General features: G+C 62.1%; 19 protein-coding genes. 3 read left to right on the plus strand and 16 right to left on the minus strand.

Going from position 1 to position 20,937, the window contains the following annotated elements:
• Positions 1–90: 90 nt before the first annotated feature.
• The 11 genes from HBO11_RS24525 to iolC all read right to left on the minus strand — a co-directional run bounded on the left by HBO11_RS24525 (position 91) and on the right by iolC (position 14,579).
• A complete protein-coding gene (locus HBO11_RS24525) occupies positions 91–1,686 on the minus strand; it encodes a methyl-accepting chemotaxis protein (RefSeq protein WP_169954723.1) in 1,596 nt (531 codons plus the stop codon).
• A 228-nt stretch (positions 1,687–1,914) separates the two neighbouring features.
• Positions 1,915–2,319 (minus strand): TraR/DksA C4-type zinc finger protein, encoded by a 405-nt coding sequence (locus HBO11_RS24530; RefSeq protein ID WP_010173153.1) that lies wholly within the window; start codon positions 2,317–2,319, stop codon positions 1,915–1,917.
• A gap of 416 nt (positions 2,320–2,735) precedes the next feature.
• Positions 2,736–3,773 (minus strand): ABC transporter permease, encoded by a 1,038-nt coding sequence (locus HBO11_RS24535; RefSeq protein ID WP_169954724.1) that lies wholly within the window; start codon positions 3,771–3,773, stop codon positions 2,736–2,738.
• Between the two features lie 22 nt (positions 3,774–3,795).
• Positions 3,796–5,334 carry a sugar ABC transporter ATP-binding protein gene (locus tag HBO11_RS24540; RefSeq protein WP_169954725.1) on the minus strand — a complete coding sequence of 513 codons (1,539 nt, stop codon included), beginning with the start codon at positions 5,332–5,334 and terminating at the stop codon, positions 3,796–3,798.
• A gap of 62 nt (positions 5,335–5,396) precedes the next feature.
• Entirely contained in the window at positions 5,397–6,332 is a 936-nt protein-coding gene (locus HBO11_RS24545; RefSeq protein ID WP_169954726.1) for a sugar ABC transporter substrate-binding protein, read from the minus strand.
• 367 nt (positions 6,333–6,699) lie between these two features.
• Positions 6,700–7,746, minus strand: coding sequence for a Gfo/Idh/MocA family oxidoreductase (locus HBO11_RS24550; protein ID WP_169954727.1), 1,047 nt, complete (start codon positions 7,744–7,746; stop codon positions 6,700–6,702).
• A gap of 136 nt (positions 7,747–7,882) precedes the next feature.
• Positions 7,883–8,893 (minus strand): Gfo/Idh/MocA family oxidoreductase, encoded by a 1,011-nt coding sequence (locus HBO11_RS24555; RefSeq protein ID WP_169954728.1) that lies wholly within the window; start codon positions 8,891–8,893, stop codon positions 7,883–7,885.
• 19 nt (positions 8,894–8,912) lie between these two features.
• A complete protein-coding gene (gene iolD, locus HBO11_RS24560) occupies positions 8,913–10,844 on the minus strand; it encodes a 3D-(3,5/4)-trihydroxycyclohexane-1,2-dione acylhydrolase (decyclizing) (RefSeq protein ID WP_169954729.1) in 1,932 nt (643 codons plus the stop codon).
• Positions 10,845–10,869: 25 nt separating this feature from the next.
• Complete coding sequence (gene iolB, locus HBO11_RS24565; RefSeq protein WP_169954730.1) at positions 10,870–11,664, minus strand: 5-deoxy-glucuronate isomerase; 795 nt, start codon at positions 11,662–11,664, stop codon at positions 10,870–10,872.
• A complete protein-coding gene (gene iolE, locus HBO11_RS24570; RefSeq protein ID WP_169954731.1) occupies positions 11,661–12,554 on the minus strand; it encodes a myo-inosose-2 dehydratase in 894 nt (297 codons plus the stop codon). Before iolE ends, iolB begins: the two co-directional genes overlap by 4 nt.
• Positions 12,555–12,641: 87 nt before the next feature.
• The gene (iolC, locus tag HBO11_RS24575) at positions 12,642–14,579 is read right to left on the minus strand and encodes a 5-dehydro-2-deoxygluconokinase (RefSeq protein WP_169954732.1); all 1,938 of its coding nucleotides are present in this window, start codon (positions 14,577–14,579) and stop codon (positions 12,642–12,644) included.
• Between the two features lie 241 nt (positions 14,580–14,820).
• Here iolC and HBO11_RS24580 point away from each other — a divergent pair, with 241 nt between their 5' ends.
• The gene (locus HBO11_RS24580; protein WP_169954733.1) at positions 14,821–15,726 is read left to right on the plus strand and encodes a MurR/RpiR family transcriptional regulator; all 906 of its coding nucleotides are present in this window, start codon (positions 14,821–14,823) and stop codon (positions 15,724–15,726) included.
• A gap of 144 nt (positions 15,727–15,870) precedes the next feature.
• Here the strand turns inward: HBO11_RS24580 and HBO11_RS24585 are convergent, their stop codons facing one another.
• Positions 15,871–16,758 carry a hypothetical protein gene (locus HBO11_RS24585; RefSeq protein WP_169954734.1) on the minus strand — a complete coding sequence of 296 codons (888 nt, stop codon included), beginning with the start codon at positions 16,756–16,758 and terminating at the stop codon, positions 15,871–15,873.
• 394 nt (positions 16,759–17,152) lie between these two features.
• Here HBO11_RS24585 and HBO11_RS24590 point away from each other — a divergent pair, with 394 nt between their 5' ends.
• Together HBO11_RS24590 and HBO11_RS24595 are read left to right on the plus strand one after the other, a co-directional pair.
• Entirely contained in the window at positions 17,153–17,836 is a 684-nt protein-coding gene (locus HBO11_RS24590; protein WP_169954735.1) for a response regulator transcription factor, read from the plus strand.
• On the plus strand, positions 17,814–19,202 hold the full coding sequence (locus HBO11_RS24595) for a HAMP domain-containing sensor histidine kinase (protein ID WP_169954736.1): 1,389 nt from the start codon (positions 17,814–17,816) through the stop codon (positions 19,200–19,202). The genes HBO11_RS24590 and HBO11_RS24595 overlap by 23 nt, the downstream gene beginning before the upstream one ends.
• Positions 19,203–19,230: 28 nt before the next feature.
• Here the strand turns inward: HBO11_RS24595 and HBO11_RS24600 are convergent, their stop codons facing one another.
• The 4 genes from HBO11_RS24600 to HBO11_RS24615 form a co-directional block, all read right to left on the minus strand.
• The gene (locus tag HBO11_RS24600) at positions 19,231–19,647 is read right to left on the minus strand and encodes an SRPBCC family protein (RefSeq protein WP_169954737.1); all 417 of its coding nucleotides are present in this window, start codon (positions 19,645–19,647) and stop codon (positions 19,231–19,233) included.
• A gap of 70 nt (positions 19,648–19,717) precedes the next feature.
• Positions 19,718–19,888, minus strand: a complete 171-nt coding sequence (locus tag HBO11_RS24605; protein WP_169954738.1) for a metallothionein — start codon at positions 19,886–19,888, stop codon at positions 19,718–19,720.
• A gap of 89 nt (positions 19,889–19,977) precedes the next feature.
• Positions 19,978–20,433 (minus strand): DMT family transporter, encoded by a 456-nt coding sequence (locus tag HBO11_RS24610; RefSeq protein ID WP_169954739.1) that lies wholly within the window; start codon positions 20,431–20,433, stop codon positions 19,978–19,980.
• Between the two features lie 4 nt (positions 20,434–20,437).
• Positions 20,438–20,923 (minus strand): DMT family transporter, encoded by a 486-nt coding sequence (locus HBO11_RS24615; protein ID WP_169954740.1) that lies wholly within the window; start codon positions 20,921–20,923, stop codon positions 20,438–20,440.
• Between the last annotated feature and the right edge of the window lie 14 nt (positions 20,924–20,937).

Genomic DNA, 20,937 nt, shown 5'->3' on the forward strand with positions numbered 1-20,937 from the left:
ATGTGCAGCATCTTAAGCTGTTCCTCACGCCGGAAAAAGCTATCGGCGTAAAAGCTTCCTTGCATAACACGCAACAATCCGTGCCTGGGCCTAGTGCGCGCCAGCCTGCCCCTCAGGCTTATAGCCCAGGCGCAAGCCGCCCCAATGCCGGCCGCTGACCATGATCGGCACGGACAGATCGTGCATCAACTCGCCGGTATCACGGGTATAGGTCTGCAACAGCACAGCCTGCTGGTGGCTGCCGCAGCGGATGCCGGTGCGGTCTTCAAACTTGCGCTTGGTGCGATTGTTCACCGCGTCCACCTGAACATCGCCGGTAAGCGCCTGGGAAAACACCTTGTTGTGCGTCGGCACATAGCCCTGTGGTGTACAGGCAATCGCGAACACCAGGCCTTCGTGCCGGGGCAGCAAGGCTTCCTGGATAGCGGGCAATACCTGGTCGGTGTAGCCGTCGAAACGGCTGTGGTACTTGGTCGGCTGGCTGTTGGCAATCGGTGTGTAGCTGCGATTGAACAAGTCATCGAGGCTGATGCGGTTCTGCTGGACATCCGCCTCGAACTGCGCGGCGATGCGGCTCGCGCCTTCGCGGGCGAGGTCGTAGATGCGCTGGTGATAATCGTCCAGGCCGACTTCGGCCAGGCGCTCGCTGATCGTTTCGGCCTGCCCTTCCATTTGTATGGCGGCCTCGGCCAACTGCTGGGTCTGCTGGTCGCTGACGGTCAGGTCGCTGCGCATCTGCTCCACCGCATGGAACAGGCTGTCGAGCTGCACCCGATTGGTCTCGGTGCCCTGGGCAATCGCGTTGACCTGGCCTTCCACCCCCGCCGCCAACGTGGCAATGCTCTCCAGTTGCTCGCCGGCGTGCTCCACTTGCTCGACGCCGGCCTGCAGATCCACGGACAACTGGCGGATTTGCTCCACCACCTGGGCGGTACGCTGCTGGATGTCCGCCACCATCACCCCGACTTCGTCGGTGGCAGTCGCCGTACGGCCCGCCAGGCCGCGCACCTCATCGGCCACCACGGCGAACCCGCGCCCATGCTCACCGGCCCGGGCGGCTTCAATGGCGGCATTCAAGGCCAGCAGGTTGGTCTGGCTGGCAATCGACTGAATCACCAGGGTCACGCGCTGGATCTCTTCGCTGCGCTGGCTCAGGGCCTCGATCAATTGCCGGCTGTCGCTGGCGCGCTGGCTGAGTTGATGCATGCGGCTGATGGACTCCCCGAGCACCGCGCGCCCCTCGGTGCTGCGCTGATGGGCCTGGCCCGCCGCGCCGAGGGCTTCACGACTGAGCAGGGACGTCAGTTGCTCAGTGCCAATCATCACTTCGGCACTGCTGACGATTTGCTGGGCGGCGCCCAATTGCGATTGCAGGCGGGCCGCCAGTTGCTTGACCGAATAGGCCACGCCGGCGGCTGACAGCGCGTTATGGCTGGTGGTGTAGGACAGATCGCGGGTCAACGCGCCAATGGCATCCTCGACGACAGCCGGCGCAAGGCTGCGGGCCGGCTTTTTCAGCAGCGGTAGCCAGACCAGCAACAGGGCCACGGGCACGCAGAGGTACATCGACAGGTCGGCAAACGCCAGGCCCGACAATACCAGCACCAGGGCGATGCTTTGCAGGAACGGTGTGACCCAGCCAGGCAGTTGGCGGCTCACCGCGTGCGGCACCACGGCGGCGCCCATCAGAGATCCATCCCCAGCCATGCTTGTTACCCCACTGCTTGTCATTATTGTCTCTGCATTAAACGCCACTAATTGGCCATTATCTATGGGCCTTTGGTGTTAGGGCTTGCAGCAGATCAATAGACGGGGGGATGACACGCGCAGGATCACTGCAGGAGCCAGCGTGCTGGCGATAGCGGTGTTGATCGACCGCCTTCGCCAAGCCAGCTCCCTACACAATCAAACAGATCAGGCTTGGCGCTGATGCTTGTCGATTTGCTCGTGGCGCTCTTGCGCTTCGATGCAGTACTTGGTGGTCGGGCTGATCAGCAGGCGCTTGAGGCCGATAGGCTCGCCGCTGTCATCACACCAGCCAAAGGAATCTTCCTTGATACGGCCCAGGGCCTGTTCAAGTTGCGGCAGCATGCGCTGGTCGCGGTCGATGGCGTTGACCAGCCAGGTGCGCTCTTCTTCTACCGAAGCAGCGTCAGCAGGGTCAGCCGGGGTGTCCAGGCTTTCAATGGCGATGCGGTTCTGCTCAATGCGCTCGTGGTGCTCGACTTTCATGTCTTGCAACAACTGCTCGAAAAAAGCGTGCTGCTCGGCATTCATGTAGTCATCCGCCGGCATGGCCAGCAACTTTTCCTTTGTCATTGATTTCTCTATAAAAAATACGTGCATTAAGGCGAATAAGGGAGCGTTCCGGCCAACCTCTGCAGGTCGGGGAAAGACGCCGTCCATTCCAAGCGCCACCCGGCACTCAATTTACGAGGGGCGGCAGTCTACGGCTGACTTGAGGGCGCAGCAACTGAAATGACAGGCAATTTGTCCGACATTCCCCCAAAAGGCACCAGGACGGGCTCGGCAGGTGGTTATCGGAGTGCGTTTATAGCAAGAAATTCAGTGTTGTGGAGCTATATAGAAGACAAACGGTTGGCGGTGCATAAATGTAGGAGCGGGCTTGCCCGCGATAGCGGTGGGTCAGTTGATAGATATTTGACTGACCCATCGCTATCGCGGGCAAGCCCGCTCCCACACAAACAAGCCCCACTTTTTGATTCAAATCTCGCTCAGCGCTTGAGCTTGCGTTTATTGCGATACTGGTCGATCACCACCGCCACCACGATGATCAGGCCCTTGATGATGTCCTGGATGTACGCGTCCACCCCCACGAAGGTAAACCCGCTGGCCATCACCCCGAGGATCAGCGCGCCAATCACCGTGCCGGTGATGCGCCCTACCCCGCCCGCCAGGCTGGTGCCGCCGATCACCGCAGCGGCAATCGCGTCCAGCTCATAAGACATGCCCATCCCCGCCTGCCCGGTAGCCGCCCGAGCCGAGGCAACCACACCCGCCAACCCGGCCAGCAGCCCGGCAATGCTGTAGACAATGATCAGGTGCCGCTTGACGTTGATCCCCGAGGTACGCGCCGCCTGCATATTGCCGCCGATGGCGTAGGTGTACTTGCCGTACTTGGTGTAGCGCAAGGCAATGTGGAAGATCACCGCCACCACCAGAAAGATGATCACCGGCATCGCGCCATGGCCGATGGCCGTGTAGGAATCCGACAACATGCTCACCGGCTGGCCTTCGGTGTAATACCGCGCCAGGCCACGGGCCGAGACCATCATGCCCAGGGTCGCAATAAACGGCGGGATGCCGGTAATGGCGATGATGCTGCCGTTGATCGCCCCCGCCAGCAGGCCCACGCCCAGGCCGGCCACCACCGGGATCCACACCGGCAAGTCCGTCAGCGATGGAAACACCGCGCGGGAAAAGTCCGAGGTTTGCGCCAGGCTCGCGGCAATCATTGCCGACAACGCCAGCACCGAGCCCGACGACAGGTCGATCCCCGTGGTAATGATCACCTGGGTCACGCCAATCGCCAGCAAGCCGATGATCGACACCTGCAGGATCATCAGCACCAGGCGCTGGGAGTTCATCAAAAAGCTCTGGTCACGCACGATCCAGCCAAACACTTCGAACACCAGGCCGATACCGATCAGCACCAGGAAAATGCTCAGCTCGGTAGGAAACCGCCGCCGGCTCTTGACCGGTGCCGCAGCGGGCTTTTTTTCCTCGGGTTTGCTTTCCAGTATTGCGTTCATTACCCGTCACCTTTTTTATTCGTTAGTGGACTGCCGTCATACCGGAAGCCAACTGCATGACTTTTTCCTGGGTGGCCTCGGCCCGGTCCAGGGTGCCCATCAACTCGCCTTCGTGCATCACCATCACCCGGTCACTCATGCCCAGCACTTCCGGCAGTTCCGAAGAAATCATGATCACCGCCATGCCCTCGCTGGCCAGGAAGGCAATCAGGCGATAGATCTCGGCCTTGGCCCCGACATCGATGCCACGGGTCGGCTCATCGAGGATCAACAGCCGCGGCTGGGTCATCAACCAGCGGGCCAACAGGGCCTTTTGCTGATTGCCGCCCGACAGGGTGTCGATGCACTGCTCAAGGGAGGGGGTTTTTACCCGCAGCTTCTTGCACATGTCCTCGCACAAGGCCCGCAGGGCTTTTTGCTGGATAAAGCCCTTGCCCGAGTAATGGGGCAGCACGGCCATTTCCATGTTTTCCAGGACTGACAGGCACGGGAACAGGCCACTGAGCTTGCGGTCCTCGGTCAACAGCGCAAAACCCTGCTTGATCGCCATGTGCGGGTCGCTGATGCGCAGCACCTGGCCGTCGAGGCGGATCTCGCCGCCGTCGCTTGGGGTAATGCCGAAAATCGTTTCCGCCACATTGGTGCGGCCCGAGCCCATCAGCCCGGCAATGCCGAGGATCTCGCCGGCATGCAGGTCAAAGGACACGCCCTGGAACACCCCGTCCAGGCGCAGGTCGCGCACCGACAGCAGCAACTCGCCGATGGGTTTGTCGCGCACCGGGAACAGTTGGCTCAATTCGCGCCCGACCATCATCGAGATCAGGCTGTCGCTGTCCATGCTGTCGGCACGCTGCAGGCCGATATAGGCGCCATCGCGAAACACCGCCACCTCATCGGCAATGGCAAACACTTCATTCATTTTATGGGTGATATAGATGATGCCTTTGCCCTGGGCCTTGAGGTCGGCAATGATCGAAAACAGGTGGGCCACTTCCTTGTCGGTAATCGCCGACGTCGGCTCATCCATGATCAGGATGTCGGAGTCGTAGGACACCGCCTTGGCAATCTCCACCATCTGCCGCTCGGCAATGCTCAAGTTGCCGACCTGCTCCTCGGGGTCAAGGTTGATCCGCAGCCGCGCCAGCAACTGCGCAGTGCAACGGTGCATGGCCCGGTGATTGACCAGGCGCAGGCCATTGAGCTGCTCGCGGCCGATCCAGATGTTCTCGGCGATGCTCATATGGGGCATCAGGTTGAGTTCCTGGTGGATCATCGCAATGCCCGACTGCAAGGCGGCCAGGGGGGTATCAAACACCACCGGCTTGCCCCGCAGGCGGATTTGGCCGGCGTCGGGCTGGTAGATGCCGGCGATGATTTTCATCAGCGTCGACTTGCCGGCACCGTTCTCTCCCATCAGCGCCAGGACCGAGCCGGGGCGCACCCGCAGTTGCACATCGTCCAGGGCCACGACGCCGGGAAAACCTTTGCTGATATGGGCGATTTCCAGCAGGTAAGGCTCTTCTAGACCTGCGGGCTGCAAAGCAGTCGCTTGAGCGAGCATATCGGGGCTCCATCGGCAGGGCGATTGCGACCGCCCTGCGGGCTTATTGTTGTTATTGAACGCTACTTGAACGACGCGACATTGTCCGGGGTGATCAACTGGAACGGCACCACGACGTTTTGCTCGACCGCCTCGCCCCTGGCCATTTTCACCGCCGCCTCCACCGAACCGACCGCCTGCCCCTTGGCATCCTGGAACACCGAGAGCGCCATCTCGCCCTTGGTAATCGCATTCAAGCCGTCGGGCGTGCCATCGACGCCGCCAATCAACACGCTGCCCGGTTTGACGCCCGCGGTTTTCAAGGCCATGGCCGCGCCAATCGCCATTTCGTCATTGTTGGCCACGACCGCATTGAACTCGCGGCCCTGGGTCAGCCAATCGTTCACCAGGGTCATGCCCTTGTCCCGCAGCCAGATCCCGGTCTGCTCCTGTTCAATCTTGATGTCCGGGTATTTGCCGAGGACCTCCTTGACGCCCTTGGTGCGATTGGTCGTCGAGTTGTTGGCCAGGTCACCCAGCAGAATCACGATTTTGCCTTTGCCGCCCAGTTTCTCGGCCAGGTACTGCATTTGCAGTTTGCCGGCCTCGACGTCATTGGACGTCACCGTCACCACCCCTTTGGGCAGGTCGGTCTGATCCGGGCGGCGGTTGACGTAGACCAGCGGGATACCGGCTGCCACCGCGGCCTTGGTAATGCGTGCGGTGGAGGCGGTGTCCACCGGGTTGACCACCATGGCATCGACTTTCTGGCTGATAAAGTTCTCGACCTGGCTCAGTTGCTTGACCACGTCGGCGCGGGCATCTTCGAACTGCAGTTGCACGCCGTCGCCCTTGGGGTAGGACTTGGCTTGCTTGTCCATATCCTCACGCAGGTAGGTGAGGAAGGTGTCGTCGAACTGCGACATGCTGACGCCAATCTTGATATCGGCGGCCGCGGCCACGCCGCTGGCAAGCAGCATCGACAAGGCCAGCGAGGCGAAACGGATCTGGGTCTTCATGAACGGTCTGTCTCCACTTTCTTGTTGGTTTTCTGGACGTAGCGTTTATCAGAGCGATGAGTTGGCAGCAGGCAGCCGTACCACGGGCGCCCCCGGAATGCAGCACACCAGGGCGCCCTTGCTTTCGATGCAAAGGACATTGAGAAAAGAGAAATAGAAGGGCCGTGCGCGGGGCGGGAAGGCAGTACGTAACACTCGCAGTACAGCGTTGAAGATTTTCATCTGACGGTACCTGGTTGTTTTTTTATCTTGTTTTTGTTGAGCCCACCGCGTCCTTTATAAAGGAAGGCCGGGACAGACTTTCAGCAACCTAGAAATGACTTTATTGGAAAATAATTTCCATATCAACTCATTTTAGAATTTTATTCTATTTCCACTCTACCCCTTCCAGCGTGGCCATCTCCACCACTTGCCGGCGCTCGGCGCTGAGCCTGGCGGCATCCAGCACGCAGGTGGTTTCCCAGGCATCCCTGGCCTGCACCGGCAGTTCGCCCTGGCCCTGGACTGCGCTTTGCAATTGGCGATAGAACTGGTTCCAGGCGCCCTTTTGCGAAGGGATCCGCTCGCGTTCCGCGCCTTGTTCGAACCAGCCCCAGCGGCGATGATCTTCGGCGCCCCAGTGTTCACCTTCGGTCTTCGGATTCTTGCCGGCCAGCAGCGCCTGTTCCTGGCCATCCAGGCCTTCGACGGTGTAGCAGCCCGCCGTGCCGTTCACTCGAAAACGCGGGGCCTGGCTGTTTTGCAGGGCGCTGCCCCACAGGTGGGAAATCACCCCGTTGGCGTGGGTCAGGCAGACAAAGAAGCCATGATCGACCGTGGGATGCTCGGCGCTGTACTGCAATTGCGCATACACCAGCTCTACCGGACCGAACAGCTGCAAGGCCTGGTCCACCAGATGGCTGCCCAGATCCCGCAGGAACCCGCCGCCGCTGGCGTTGCCCACCGCTTGCGGGCTGTAGCGCTCTACCCTGGATTCAAAGCGGGTGATAGTACCCAGGGCGCCAGCCTCGATCAGCTTGCGCAGGGTCAGGTAGTCCGAATCCCAGCGCCGGTTCTGGTAGACGCTGAGTTTTACCCCTTCACGTTCGGCGGCGCTAATCAGCGCCCGCGCCTGCTCGGCATTGGCGGCGAAGGGTTTGTCGCTGACCACCGCCACACCATATTCAATGGCCTCCAGCACCAGGGCCGGGCGGCCCTTGAGGGTGGTGGAGATCACCAGCACCTCCACCCCGGCTTCGACGATCTGCGCGATGCTGTCGAATGCCGGCACCCCGGGATGCTCCGTCGCCAGTTGCTGGCGGCGCTCGGGGGCGCGGGTCACCACGCCAACGAAGATTGCCCCGGGCAAAGTGGCGATCAGCGGGGCATGAAAAAAACGGCCACCGTGGCCGTATCCAACCAGTCCGATTCGCATGAACCAACTCCTCTTGTGATCTGCAAACCCAATCAAAATGTAGGAGCTGGCTTGCCTGCGATAGCGGTAGATCAGTCAAGTATTTCTAACCTGAACCACCGCCATCGCAGGCAAGCCAGCTCCTACATTGACCGCGCTAGCCGTAGAATGCCGGGCGCTGCGGCAAGCTGACCGCAACGATCTGCCCACTGCCCTGGGCCTCGATACACGCATCCGCCGCCACCGCCGCCGCAAAACCATCCCAGGCCGAAGGTCCCCCCACCTGACCGGCGCGCACGCCATCGATAAAGGCCTGCAACTCGACGTCATAAGCGCCAATAAAACGGTCTTTCCAATCCATCAGAATTGCATTCGATAGCTTGGCGCCGCTGCGCAGTTGCACCTGGGACGGTTCTGGCAATTTGGCAATGCCCGTCTCCCCCACCACTTCACACTGGATGTCGTAGCCGTACTGGCAGTTCACAAACACTTCCACATCGATCCGCGTACCCCTGGCGGTTTCCAGCAGCACGATCTGCGGGTCGCGCAAATGGCTCAGGGCCTTGCTGGTTTTACGCGGGAACACCACCTGCACTGACACATAGTCATCGGCCAGCAGCCAGCGCAGCACGTCCAGCTCGTGGATCAAAGTGTCGGTGATGGCCATGCCGGTGTTGTAGTTTTCCCCCACCGTCGGGTTGCGGTGGGCGCAGTGCAGCATCAACGGCTCGCCGATCTGGCCGCTGTCGATCACCGCCTTGAGCGCCTGGTAGCCCTGGTCATACGGGCGCATGAAACCGACCTGAACCAGGCGCTTGCCGTGGGCCACTTCCGCCTCGACGATCTTGCGACAGCCTTGGGCCGTGACAGCCAGGGGTTTTTCACAGAACACCGGTTTGCCAGCTGCGATAGCCGCCAGCACAAATTCCTCATGGCTGGGGCCCCAGGAGGTGACCAGCACCGCCTCGACCTGCGCCGAATGGATCAGCGCATGACCGTCGGCGTACACCTCGGCGTTCAGTTGCAGGTCAGCCACCACCTGGGCCGCCTGCTCAAGGTTGATATCGGTGACCGCCACCACCTGGCTGTTGAGCAAGGTCTGGCTGCACCGGCGGATATGGTCCCGGCCGATGGCGCCCGTACCGATCACACCCAGCTTCAAAGACATGGCAACGCTCCTCTTATGGTCAGTACTGCCGGGCCTTGGCCAGGCGTTCATTGAGTTGTTTGGCGCAGGCATTGGTGCGTTCGCTGGTGGACACCTGCGCCACGCCAACCCGCCACCACGACAGGTAGCCGTGGATCATGGTCTTGGGCAGCACCTTGATATCGATCAGCGTCGACACGCTCTGCGCGCGTGCATCAGCCAGCGCGGCGTGCAGCTGCGCAACCGTCGTGACCTTGTAGGTCTTGCAACCATAGGCCGCCGCGCTCATGGCGAAATCCACCGGCACCAGGCCGCCATCGAGCTTGCCGCTGTCGGGGTTGCGGAAGCGGAACTCGGTGCCGAAGCTGTCCATGCCATTGCCCATCTGCAGGTTGTTGATGCAACCGAAGGCCATGTTGTCCAGCAGCACCACGTTGATTTTGCGCCGCTCCTGGATCGAGGTGGCCAGCTCCGAATGCAGCATCATGTAGGAGCCATCGCCCACCAGGGCGTAGACCTCGCGCGCCGGCTCGGCCAGCTTCACCCCCAGGGCTGCGTTGATCTCGTAGCCCATGCACGAATAACCGTACTCGACGTGGTAGGTGTTGACCCCCTTGCTGCGCCAACTGCGCTGCAAATCCCCCGGCAGGCTGCCGGCGGCGGCCACAATCACCGCGTCGTCGGCCAGGGTCGCGTTAAGCACACCCAGTACCTGGCTCTGGGTCAGGCAGGAGCCGGTCAGCTCGATGAATTCGCGTAGCACCGCCGCATCCATGTGGTCGTGGATCTCGGGGCTGAAGTCGGCGTCGGTGTAGCGCGCCTGATAGACCCGGTCCACTTCGGCATCCCCCTGCGCACGGGCCTGGCGGGGCTGCTCGCCCCATTGCGTGGCGTAATCGCCCAGCGCGTCGGCCAATGCCAGCAGCCCGACCCTGGCATCTGCCAGCACCTGGACACCGTCGAGCTTCAGCACATCGCCAGGGCTGATATTGAGGTTGAGAAACTGCACCTCGGGATGTTGGAACAGGGATTTCGACGAGGTGGTGAAGTCGCTGTAGCGCGTGCCGATGCCGATGATCAGGTCGGCATCCCGGGCCAGCAGGTTGGCGGCCAGGCAGCCGGTTTCACCGATGCCGCCGACATTCAGCGGGTGGCTGGAGACGATGGCGCTCTTGCCGGCCTGGGTCTCGGCAAAGGGGATCTGAAAGCGCTCGGCAAACGCCTGCAGCGCGGCATTCGCGCCGGAGTACTTGACCCCGCCCCCGCAGATAATCAGCGGCTTGCGCTTGGACTTGAGCAGCGCGGCAGCGTCGCGCAGCATCGCTTCGGTGGCCGGGCGTCGGTCCAGGCGGTGCACGCGTTTTTGCAGGAAGTAATCGGGGTAATCCCAGGCCTCGGCCTGCACGTCCTGGGGCAAGGCCAGGGTCACGGCGCCGGTTTCGGCCGGGTCGGTCAGTACGCGCATGGCGTGGATCGCCGCACTCATCAACTGTTCAGGGCGGTTGATGCGATCCCAGTATTTGCTCACGGCGCGAAACGCATCGTTGGTGCTGATGCTCAGGTCATGGAATTGCTCGATCTGCTGCAACACCGGGTCGGGCTGGCGACAGGCATACACATCGCCGGGCAGCAGCAACAAAGGGATGCGGTTGGCGGTGGCGGTTGCCGCGGCGGTCAGCATATTCGCCGCGCCGGGGCCGACCGAAGCGCTGCAGGCGTAGACCTTGCGCCGCAGGTGCTGCTTGGCAAACCCAATCGCGGCATGGGCCATGCCCTGCTCGTTGCGGCCCTGATGCACCACGAGCTCGCCACTGTCTTGCTCCAGGGCCTGGCCCAGGCCCAGCACATTGCCGTGGCCAAAGATGGTGAACACGCCGGCGACAAACTTGCTCTGCACGCCATCGACTTCGATGTACTGGTTATCCAGGAACTTCACCAGGGCCTGGGCCATGGTCAATCGGGTTGTGCTCATGTTTGGCCCCCTCGGCGCCTACGGGTTAAAGATCCAGCAACCAACTGTGCTGCGGGTCATTGTGAAAGTGCCAGGCGCGCTTGGGGCCGGCCATCACGTTCAGGTAATACGATTCGTAGCCATAGGGCACGCTGACCGGGTGATAACCCTTGGGCACCACCACCAGGTCGTGGTTTTCCACGGCCATGGCCTGGTCGATGCTGCGGTCATCGGTGTACACCCGCTGGAACACAAAGCCCTGGGAGGGGTTGATCTGGTGGTAATAGGTCTCTTCAAGAAAGCTCTGGTGCGGCAGATCATCGGTATCGTGCTTGTGCGGCGGGTAGCTAGATGAGTGCCCGGACGGCGTACGCACCTCCACCACCAGCAGCGAATGGGCCGGCTCGCTGTCGGGCAGGATGTCGCAGACGTAGCGGGTGTTGGCGCCCTTGCCGCGCACACTGCGCCGGCACTGCTCGGGGCGGATCAGCCGGGGCGCGAGACCGGCGGCAAGGGCGCCGGGCGCGGCGCAGACGGCGATCTGCACATCGCTCAGGGCTGTCACCTGGGCCCGCGTGCTGGGCGGCAGATAAGCTGCGAACGGCGACTTATCCTCGAACACCGACTGGCGATCCCCGAGGTTTTGCCAGCTGAAGCCCTCGCCTTCGATGGTCACCCGGCCGCTGAGCAGCACCAGGCACAGCTCGTCGTCGTTGGCGCTGACCGGCAGTGTTTGCCCCAGGCTCAGGCGGTAAGCGGCAAACCCTACATATTCCAGGCGCCCCTCTGGCAGCGCGACCATGGTTGGCCCGCGCGGGGTGCTTTTGACCAGCAGGCTCATTGTGCAGCCCTCGCATCCAGCAGCGCGCGCAAGGTATCAAAGCCTTTTTTCGCATAGATATAGCTGGGGGCCACGGCCGGGTCCTGCTCAGCCTCCACCACCAACCAGCCGCTGTAGCCAGCGCCCAGCAACACGTCCAGCAACTGGGCGAAGTCGATATCGCCATCGCCCGGCACCGTGAAGGTGCCGTTGACGATACAGTCGGGAAAGCTCCACAGCTGGTTGCGCGCCAGTTGCACCACCGGTTTGCGCACATCCTTGAAGTGCACATGGCAGATACGGTCCAGATGCTTGCGCAGCACCTCGACCGGCTCGCCACCGCCCATGTAACAGTGCCCCGAATCGAACAACAGGCCGACCTCCGGGCCAGTGAGGCGCATCAGGGTGTCGATGTCCTCCGGGGACTCGACGTACGCGCCCATATGATGGTGGTAGGCCAGGCGCACGCCCTGGGACAGGGTAAAACGCGCAAGCTCAGTGAGCTTGTCGGCGTAGGCCTGCCATGCCTGTTCGCTGTGAAAGCGCGGGCGCTCAATCAGGCGGATCGGCGAGCCCTGGATCGAGTCGGCCACTTCACCGTAGACCAATACCGTGGCGCCGTTCTCGCGCAGCAGTTGCACATGGCTGGCGATGGCGTCGATTTCCTCGGCCACCGAGCGCCGGGCCAGGCGGCTGGAGTACCAGCCGGAGACCAGCGCCAGGTCGTAGGGGCGCAACACATCACCCACGCCCTTGGCGTCCTTGGGGAATTTGCCGTTGAGTTCGAAACCTTCGTAGCCGATGGCCTTGCCTTCGCTGAGCGCGGTGCTCAACGGCGTCTCGCCGCCCAGGGCCGGCAGGTCGTCGTTACTCCAGGAGATGGGGTTGATGCCAATACGGATTGCGGGCATGGCTGCACCTTTTATTGTTTTAACCTTGAGGCTGCTGAAATCTGCTTGTGTGGGAGCTGGCTTGCCGGCGCCCACATTTGAGCGTGTTTAAACTCTCGAGCTGCGCCAGGCCTGGATCAGTTGTTCGAAGGTCTGCTGTACCTGCTGGATCAGCGTTTCGTCGTCGATTTCCCCTGCCATCCACGCCCTGCTCGGCTCCTGGAAGATCGTGCGGCCCACGGCAAACCCGCGGCAGGTCCGGCTCTGGCTGGCCTGCTGGAAGCCCTCGGCCAAAGATTGCGCCGGCGCATTCAGGCCCAGCAATACCACGCCCCGGCAATAGGGGTCGCGTTCCTCGATCAGTTCATCGAGCTGGTGCCACTGCTCGGCCGACTGCGCCTCAATCTTCCACCACGCCGGGTAGATACCCAGGTTGTACAGGCGCTTGAGGCTGCGATAGAGCACATCCGGGTAGGTCGAAGGGTGATCCTTGGGCGGCACCACTTCCAGCAGCAGCTCGTGGCCGCTGGCTTGCGCGGCTTGGTACAGGCCCTTGAGCTGCGCTTCCTGTTCCAGGCGCAGCAGCGGCTCGTCGTCGGGGTGAAACTGCACCAGGCACTTGATGATCTGCTCCTGGGGCCAGCCGATCAGGTTACTGCCGATCGAGCGCCCGTGTTCGAACGCCAGCGGCCGCGAACCCTGGACCTCTACCGGGCGCGCGACCCACCAGCCACGGCCGGTGGCGGCGTTCAGCGCGTCCTGGCCAAAGCGCTGGTCGGCCAAAATACCCACATCGGCCTCCACACCCTGCTCGTGCAGTTTGCCTTCGACGCGTTCTACCGCCTGGATAAACAGTTGCTTGATCGCACTGATCCGCGCCGGGTCCTGGCCGCCTTTTTGCGCCAGCTCCAGCAGTTGCCAGCGATGGTCGAAGGCAAACACAAACAGCTGCTTCCAGGTTTTGCGCGGCACACTGACCTGATGCAAACGCTGCAGTACCAAATCCTGATCCGGCCGGGTGATAGGCACCGGGCTGTTGAACAGATACTCAAGCTCCGCCGGGGTCGGCATTGCCGGGGCGCAGGCATGGCGCGACACCACCAACCCGCCGCAGGCATTGGCTAGTTGGCAGCAACGCGCGTCACCGGCGTCGTTCAACCAGCCACTGAGGAAGCCCGACATAAACGCATCGCCGGCGCCCAGCACATTCAGCACTTCGACGCGCACGCCGGGATAGATCGCACCGTCTTCGAGGCGCGCCGGTATATCCCCATGAATCACCGTGCACCCTTGCGGGCCGAGCTTGACCACCAGGGTCGCCGCCGTCAGTTGGCGCACCGTGCGCAAGGCGCTTTGCAGATCGTGGCTGGCGCCGGCAATCAGGAACTCTTCCTCGGTGCCGACAATCAGGTCAAAGCGCGGCAGGATCCCTTGCAGATGCTGGCTGACGCTCTGGTCGGCGACAAAACGGGTCTCACCGTCAGCCTTGCCCGCCAGGCCCCAGAGCACCGGGCGGTAGTCAATATCGAGCACGCGCTTGACGCCGTGTTGCTCGGCGTAATCCAGGGCCTGGAGGCTGGCCTGGTACACGCCGTCGGTGGAAAAGTGAGTGCCGGTGATCAGCAGCGCCTTGCTGCTGGCAATAAAGGCTTCGCTGATATCGGCGGCACACAGGGCCATATCGGCGCAGTTTTCGCGGTAGAACACCAGGGGGAAGGTTTCGCGGTCCTTGAGGCCCAGCAGCACCATGGCGGTCAGGCGCTGTGGGTCGACGGTGATGCCACTGACATCACAGCCCTCGCGCACCAGCGACTCCACCAGAAAGCGCCCCATGTGATCGTCGCCGACCCGGCTCAACATCGCCGACTTGAGCCCCAACCGCGCAGTGCCGAAGGCGATGTTGGCGGAGGAGCCGCCCAGGTACTTGGCAAAACTGGCGACATCTTCCAGGCGCGCCCCGACTTGCTGCGCATAGAGATCGACGCCCAGGCGCCCAAGACAAATCAGATCCAATTGACGCCCACTGGCAAAACGAGTCTGGCCCATGCTGGCTCCTGTTATTTTTATCAGCCCGCGCCTGCCGTCGTGACGGCGACGCTCTTGGTGGATGCAGACTAGGACGTCCGGCGCCAGCAATCAATATTTATTCTATAAATATTTTATGTGGAATATATTTTCCATTAAGATATTTTTTGCCGCCTTCCCTGTAGACTTGCGCCCATCGACCTATTGTCATGGGCGAGGTGCGCCTCACCTGCCCTGTAAGAACAAGCCAGAAGGATTGCCTATGTCCCGCTCCGATCAGCAGGCTCCCGCCGAGATGCTCGCCAGCCCTCCGATCAATGCCGAGCGTCTGTTGCAGCTGATCACCGATGAATACGAAAGCCTGCCCCGCCAGCTCAAGCGCATCGCCAGCTACATGAGCCAGCAGAGCGATCGGATCATGGTCGACCGCATCAGCGACATCGCCCGGGAATGCGAAGTCCATCCTTCGGCCATCGTGCGGTTTTCCCAGCGCTTTGGGTTCAGCGGGTTCAGTGAGATGCAGGCGCTGTTTCGCGAGGCGTATACCCACAAGACCACGCCGGTGCAGAACTACCAGCAGCGCATCCGCAGCATGATCGCCAACAAGTCGCAGAAAGCCAGCGCTGGCGACCTCGCCCGTGAATGCGTGAATGCCACACTGTCCGGCATCGAGCGCTTGGGCCTGGAACTGGACGACGCAGCCTTCGAGAAAGCCGTGGACCTGGTGGTCAACGCCGACAATATCTACGTGGTCGGGGTGCGCCGCTCTTTTGCGGTGGCCGACTACCTGGTCTACAACCTGCAGCACACCAACAAGCGCATCCACCTGGTCTCGGGCCTGGGTGGCAGCTATCGCGAGCAGATGCGCAGCGTGCGCGCCAATGACCTGGTGATCGCCATCAGCTTCACGCCCTACGGCAAGGAAACCCAACACTGCCTGCGTATCGCCCAGCATCACCAGGCCAAGACGCTGATCATCACCGACAGCAACCTGTCACCGCTGGCCAAGCGCGCCAACACGGTGTTGCTGGTCAATGAAGGTTCCTCGTTTGCGTTCCGCTCGCTCAGTGCCACGCTGTGCCTGTGCCAGGCGCTGTTTATTGCGGTGGCGTACCGGCTGGAGTTGAAGGTCGATGAGATTCACGAACAGGTGGGGTTTGACGACTGATAAAAAGGCCGCCCCTGCCATGCAGGAGCGGCCTTGATCAAGCGGGTACGCGGGTTAGTGCATGAAGATCGCGATCAGGATAATGACCGGGATCGGCACACCGAGGAACCACAGCAGTAATGAGCGCATGACGTTCTCCTTGAATTAACGAATGGTTTCCAGATACACCACGGCATCCCGGCGGCGACCGCCGAAGGTCGCGGCGAAACTGGCGAAGAAGGCACCGAGCAACAGCGCGACGAAGGTCCACAGCGAGGTCACCGCGGCGATCTTGCTGGCGGTATCGGCGGCCTGTTTGGCCTTCAACTTGGCATCTTCCAGGGCTTTGCGGGCATCACCGTAGACCTGGTCGACACGCCGCTCGGCATCGGCCTGGCTGAGGTTGGTACGCTGGCTGATCAACTGCGCCAGGTAAGTACGGTCTTGCGGCGCCAACTGGCCGTCGTTGCCCAGGGTGCGGGCGAAAATCCGCGCCACCACGCCATGCACCGCATCGTCACTGGCAGCGGCCGGGCGATCATCGCGGAACAGGCTGTCGACGTAGTAGCCGAAGTCATCGCCATTGGCCGCGTTGCCGGCAGCCTGGGTCAAGCCGCTGGCGGCACCCGAAACCACGCTCGCACCGGCCTGCACACCGCCGCCGACAATGCTGCTGACCGAGCCGACCACCAGGGTCGCGGTCACCAGCGTGGCCACGGCCCAGGACAGAAAGCCGTGGGCGGTGTCGCGAAAGTACACCTCATCGCCATGCATATTGGCCCATTTGACCCGCAGCCGGCCCGCGATATATCCGCCCAGCCCCGCCGCGACAATCTGGGTAAAGGCCAGCCAGACAATCGTGGAAATGCCCAGGCCCTTGGCGCTGATGCCGCTGTCGGCCCACGGCGACACCGCCGAAAACCCCAGGCCGAAGCCCAGCAACACCAGGACCAGGGATAACGCAGCGGCAGCTGCGGCCCCGGCAAAGATCGCCCCCCAGGAAACCCCGGAGAGCGTGCTCGACTCTTGCAAAGTGGATGAGGATGTCATCATTGTTGTTGTGCTCCAGGCATTGAAAAATGGTGTTACATCTGTCGGAAAGGACAGTGCAGGCGGCGTGCCAGTCGCCGTTAAAATAAAAACCTATTAATTTCAATGAGATAAGTAAGTTGAACTTCCTAGGATCATGCAACTTGCAAGAACGCAGGTTAAGTGGCGGGCGTTATGCATTCCCGGGCCATCCGCCAACCTTGTGGGAGCGGGCTTGTCGGATCGGCGCATCGCCGCGAAGACGTCGGCCCAGCAAACATTGATGTTGAATGACCTACCGCTTTCGCGAGCAAGCCCGCTCCCACATTGACCGAGGCCTACATGAATTTTCTTTTAGAAACCTCGCTATCATTTCTTGGCAAAATGCCCCCCACTCCCGTGTGACCAGGTAACCCTTATGACCCGCATTTTGACCATCGAAGACGACGCCGTGACGGCTCGCGAGATCGTCGCCGAGCTGAGCAGTCATGGACTGGACGTGGACTGGGTCGACAACGGCCGCGAAGGCCTGACGCGGGCAGTCAGTGGCGACTACGACCTGATCACCCTCGACCGTATGCTCCCGGAGCTCGATGGCCTGGCCATCGTCACCACCTTGCGCACCCTCGGCGTGTCGACGCCGATCCTGATGATCAGCGCCCTCTCCGACGTGGATGAACGGGTGCGCGGCCTGCGGGCCGGTGGCGATGATTACTTGACCAAACCCTTCGCCTCCGACGAGATGGCCGCGCGGGTCGAGGTGCTGCTGCGCCGTAACAATGCGCTCAAGGCCGCGCAAACCGCGCTGCGCGTGGCCGACCTGGAACTGAACCTGATCAGTCGCGAAGCCAGTCGCGCCGACCAACCCCTGAGCCTGCTGCCCACCGAGTACAAGCTGCTGGAATTCCTGATGCGCAACACCGGGCAAATCCTCTCGCGGATGATGATCTTCGAGGAAGTCTGGGGTTATCACTTCGACCCGGGCACCAACCTGATCGACGTGCACATTGGCCGCCTGCGCAAAAAAATCGACCCGCCGGGCCTGACGCCACTGATCCGCACGGTACGAGGTTCGGGCTATGTCATTGCTGAACCCGTCTAACGGCTGGCGCTCGTCCAGCAGCCGCCTGCTGGCCCTGTACAGTTCGCTGTTCGTGGCCTGGAGTTGCATCCTCATGGGGGTGCTGTACTACGAAGTCTCGGGTTACCTGGGCGACCTGTCGCGCCATTCGCTGATGCAGCGCCAGCATCTGTTCCAGCGCTTCGAGGGCGCGCAACTGGATGAAGCCCTGGCCACCAGCATGACCTTCGATATGAAGGGCATTGACGCCTATGGCTTGTTCGATGGCCAACAGCGCCCCCTCAGCGGCCCGCTCCAGCAAATCCCCCCAGGCCTGCCCTTGGACGGGCGCATCCATGCCTTGGCCAACTGCATCGAATCGGATGACCCGAAACTGCCCCGGGGCAGTTGCGACGCGGTGGCGACCCATACCCAGGATGGCCGCTGGCTGGTGCTGGTGCGCGATAACGGTTCATTGCTGGGCGTGACAAGGATCATCCTGCAGGCCCTGCTCTGGGCAATCTCCCTGACCATCATCCCCGGCGTCGCCGGCTGGCATCTGCTACGCCGGCGCCCGTTGCGGCGGATTCGCGGGATCCAGGCCAGCGCCGAAGCCATCGTCGCCGGCGACCTGACCCACCGCCTGCCGCTGTCCAACCGCCGCGACGAACTGGACATGCTCGCCGCTATCGTCAACGCCATGCTTGAGCGCATTGAAAAACTGATGAACGAGGTCAAGGGCGTGTGCGACAACATTGCCCACGACCTGCGCACCCCACTGACCCGCTTGCGCGCGCAGTTGTACCGGATCAAGCAACAGGCCAGCGAGGAGTCCCCCCTGGCCCTGCAGCTCGATGCAGTGATCAGCGAGACCGACACCCTGATGGCGCGTTTTCGCGGTTTGCTGCGTATTTCCGAGCTGGAGGACCGTCAACGACGCTCCGGCTTCCTGGTCTTCGATCCCCTGCCGTTGCTCCAGGAACTCCATGACTTCTACCTGCCCCTGGCGGAAGAAGGTCAGTTGGAACTGCTGCTGCAAGTCCCCGAAGCATTGCCACCGATTACCGGTGACCGGGCACTGCTGTTCGAGGCCCTGGCCAACCTGCTGAGTAATTCGATCAAGTTCACCCCGCCGGGCGGCGAGGTGATTCTGCGCGGGATCGACGTTGCTGGCAGCACGCGCATCGAAGTCCTGGACAGCGGCCCTGGGATTCCCGAAGCGGAACGGGCGGCGGTGTTCCAGCGTTTCTACCGGGTCGATGAGGTTAACCAGCAGGGCAGCTTTGGCCTGGGCCTGTCGATTGTGGCGGCGATCATCAACCTGCATGGCTTCCGTCTGGAAGTTGGCAGCAGCGAGCGTGGGGGCGCGCGACTGACCCTGGACTGCCGCACACACACCCCACTGTAGGCGCCGGCTGGCCGGCGATAGTGGCCGATCAGGCCGGGAAGTTCTTGCGCAGGGCCTCGACGCCGCCGGTGTAGACGCCGCTGAACAGCTCTTCAACCTCAGCATCCGTCACGCCCGCAACCGGAGTGAACACACCCGACCAGGTGACCTTGGCCGAGTGCTCACCCAGCGCTTCAACCTGCAATGTCGCCAGATACGCACTGACCGGAAACGGCGATTCGCTGAGGGTGTAGCTGTAGGTACGCGCAACGTTATCGAAGGTCTGCAAGTGCTCGACCACCACCGCGCCATCCACGGTTTGCAGGTGCCGCACGCGCCCGCCTTCGCCCGGCTCGCTCTTGGCAATCAGCGGCAGCCAATCGGGCAACGAGTTGAACCCACCGACCAGTTGCCAGACTTGATCGGCCGACACCGGGATTTCAATGACAGCAGCAGCTTTGGCCACGATATAACTCCACGACTGGGAAAAAGTCAGGCAGCTTACGCTGCCTGGCGGTGTTGGCGCTATTGGCCGCTCAGCCGTGGGCCGACTTGGCACACTCGCAGCCGGTGGCCGACTCGCACGGTTCACCATGGGCATGGTGATCGGCACAACCCTGGCAGCAATAGCCCTTGCCGTCTTTGGTCACAGCGTTCTGCCCCAGTACACATTTGCAATGCGGGCAGGCACAGGTTGGATCTGGCATGATCAGACTCCTTTTTTTGGTCGTCCCGGTGCAGCGAATGCCGGCACCTTTAGCAGTGACTGCGGGCCGCTGCCCTTGGTTCAGCGCCGTTAATCAGCCTGGCGCGTGCTGCTGCGATACATGAACACCAGGGCCAGCACCAGGCACAGCATCGCCAGCACCCGGCTGCCGGACAGTTCGATGGCCGTGTTGCCCATCCAGCCGAAGTTGTCGATCAGCATGCCCATGGCCAATTGGCCGACGATCACCGCCACCGTCGCCACCGCCGTGCCCACGATCGGCACCGCGCCGACCATCACCATCATGTACACCACACCGAACAGCGCCCCGGTCAGCTGCCACTTGGGCACCTCGAGCAGGCTGACGGCCTGGGCCGGCTCAAAAAACAGGATCAGCAGGCCGGTCACCAGCGTGCCCACCGAGAACGTCACCAGGCTGCTGCGCAGCACGCCGACGGTTTGCCCCAGGCGCCCATTGATCGCCGCTTGCACACTCAACACCGCGCCGGCGGCAACCACCAGCACCAACAATGCAATCAGATTCATCGTCTTAACCTCGCGCAATCAAAACAAGGGCTATCACAATCAACAGCAGGGCAACCCAGCGTTCGCCATTGACCCGCTTGCGGGCGGTGCCGAACCAACCGAAGTGGTCGATCAGCACGCTCTTGCCGACCTGGCCGCAGAGGATCGCGATCATGGTCATGGCAATGCCGATATGGGGCGTGGCCAGGGTCAGCACCACCACATACATCGGCCCCAGGAAACCCCCGATCAACTGCCAGCGCGGCAGTTCATTGAGGGCCGGACCTTTTTGCGGGCCGCTGAACAGCAGGAGCAGCAGCAAGATTGCCGTGCCCACCGCGAAGATGCTCAAGGTCGCCCATAAGTGCCCCACCTGGGCGCCCAGCGGCCCCAACAAGCCCGCCTCCACCGACAGGCCCATGCCTGCCAGGATCACCAGCGGCAACAGCAGCAGCCCCAGACGGTTTTTAGGCCGGGCCTGGGCCGCGGCCTCGAGAGAAGAAGTTTGCATACACCACCTACACG

Source organism: Pseudomonas sp. WS 5010, from assembly GCF_012985565.1.
In the GTDB taxonomy this organism is placed as follows: Bacteria; Pseudomonadota; Gammaproteobacteria; order Pseudomonadales; family Pseudomonadaceae; genus Aquipseudomonas.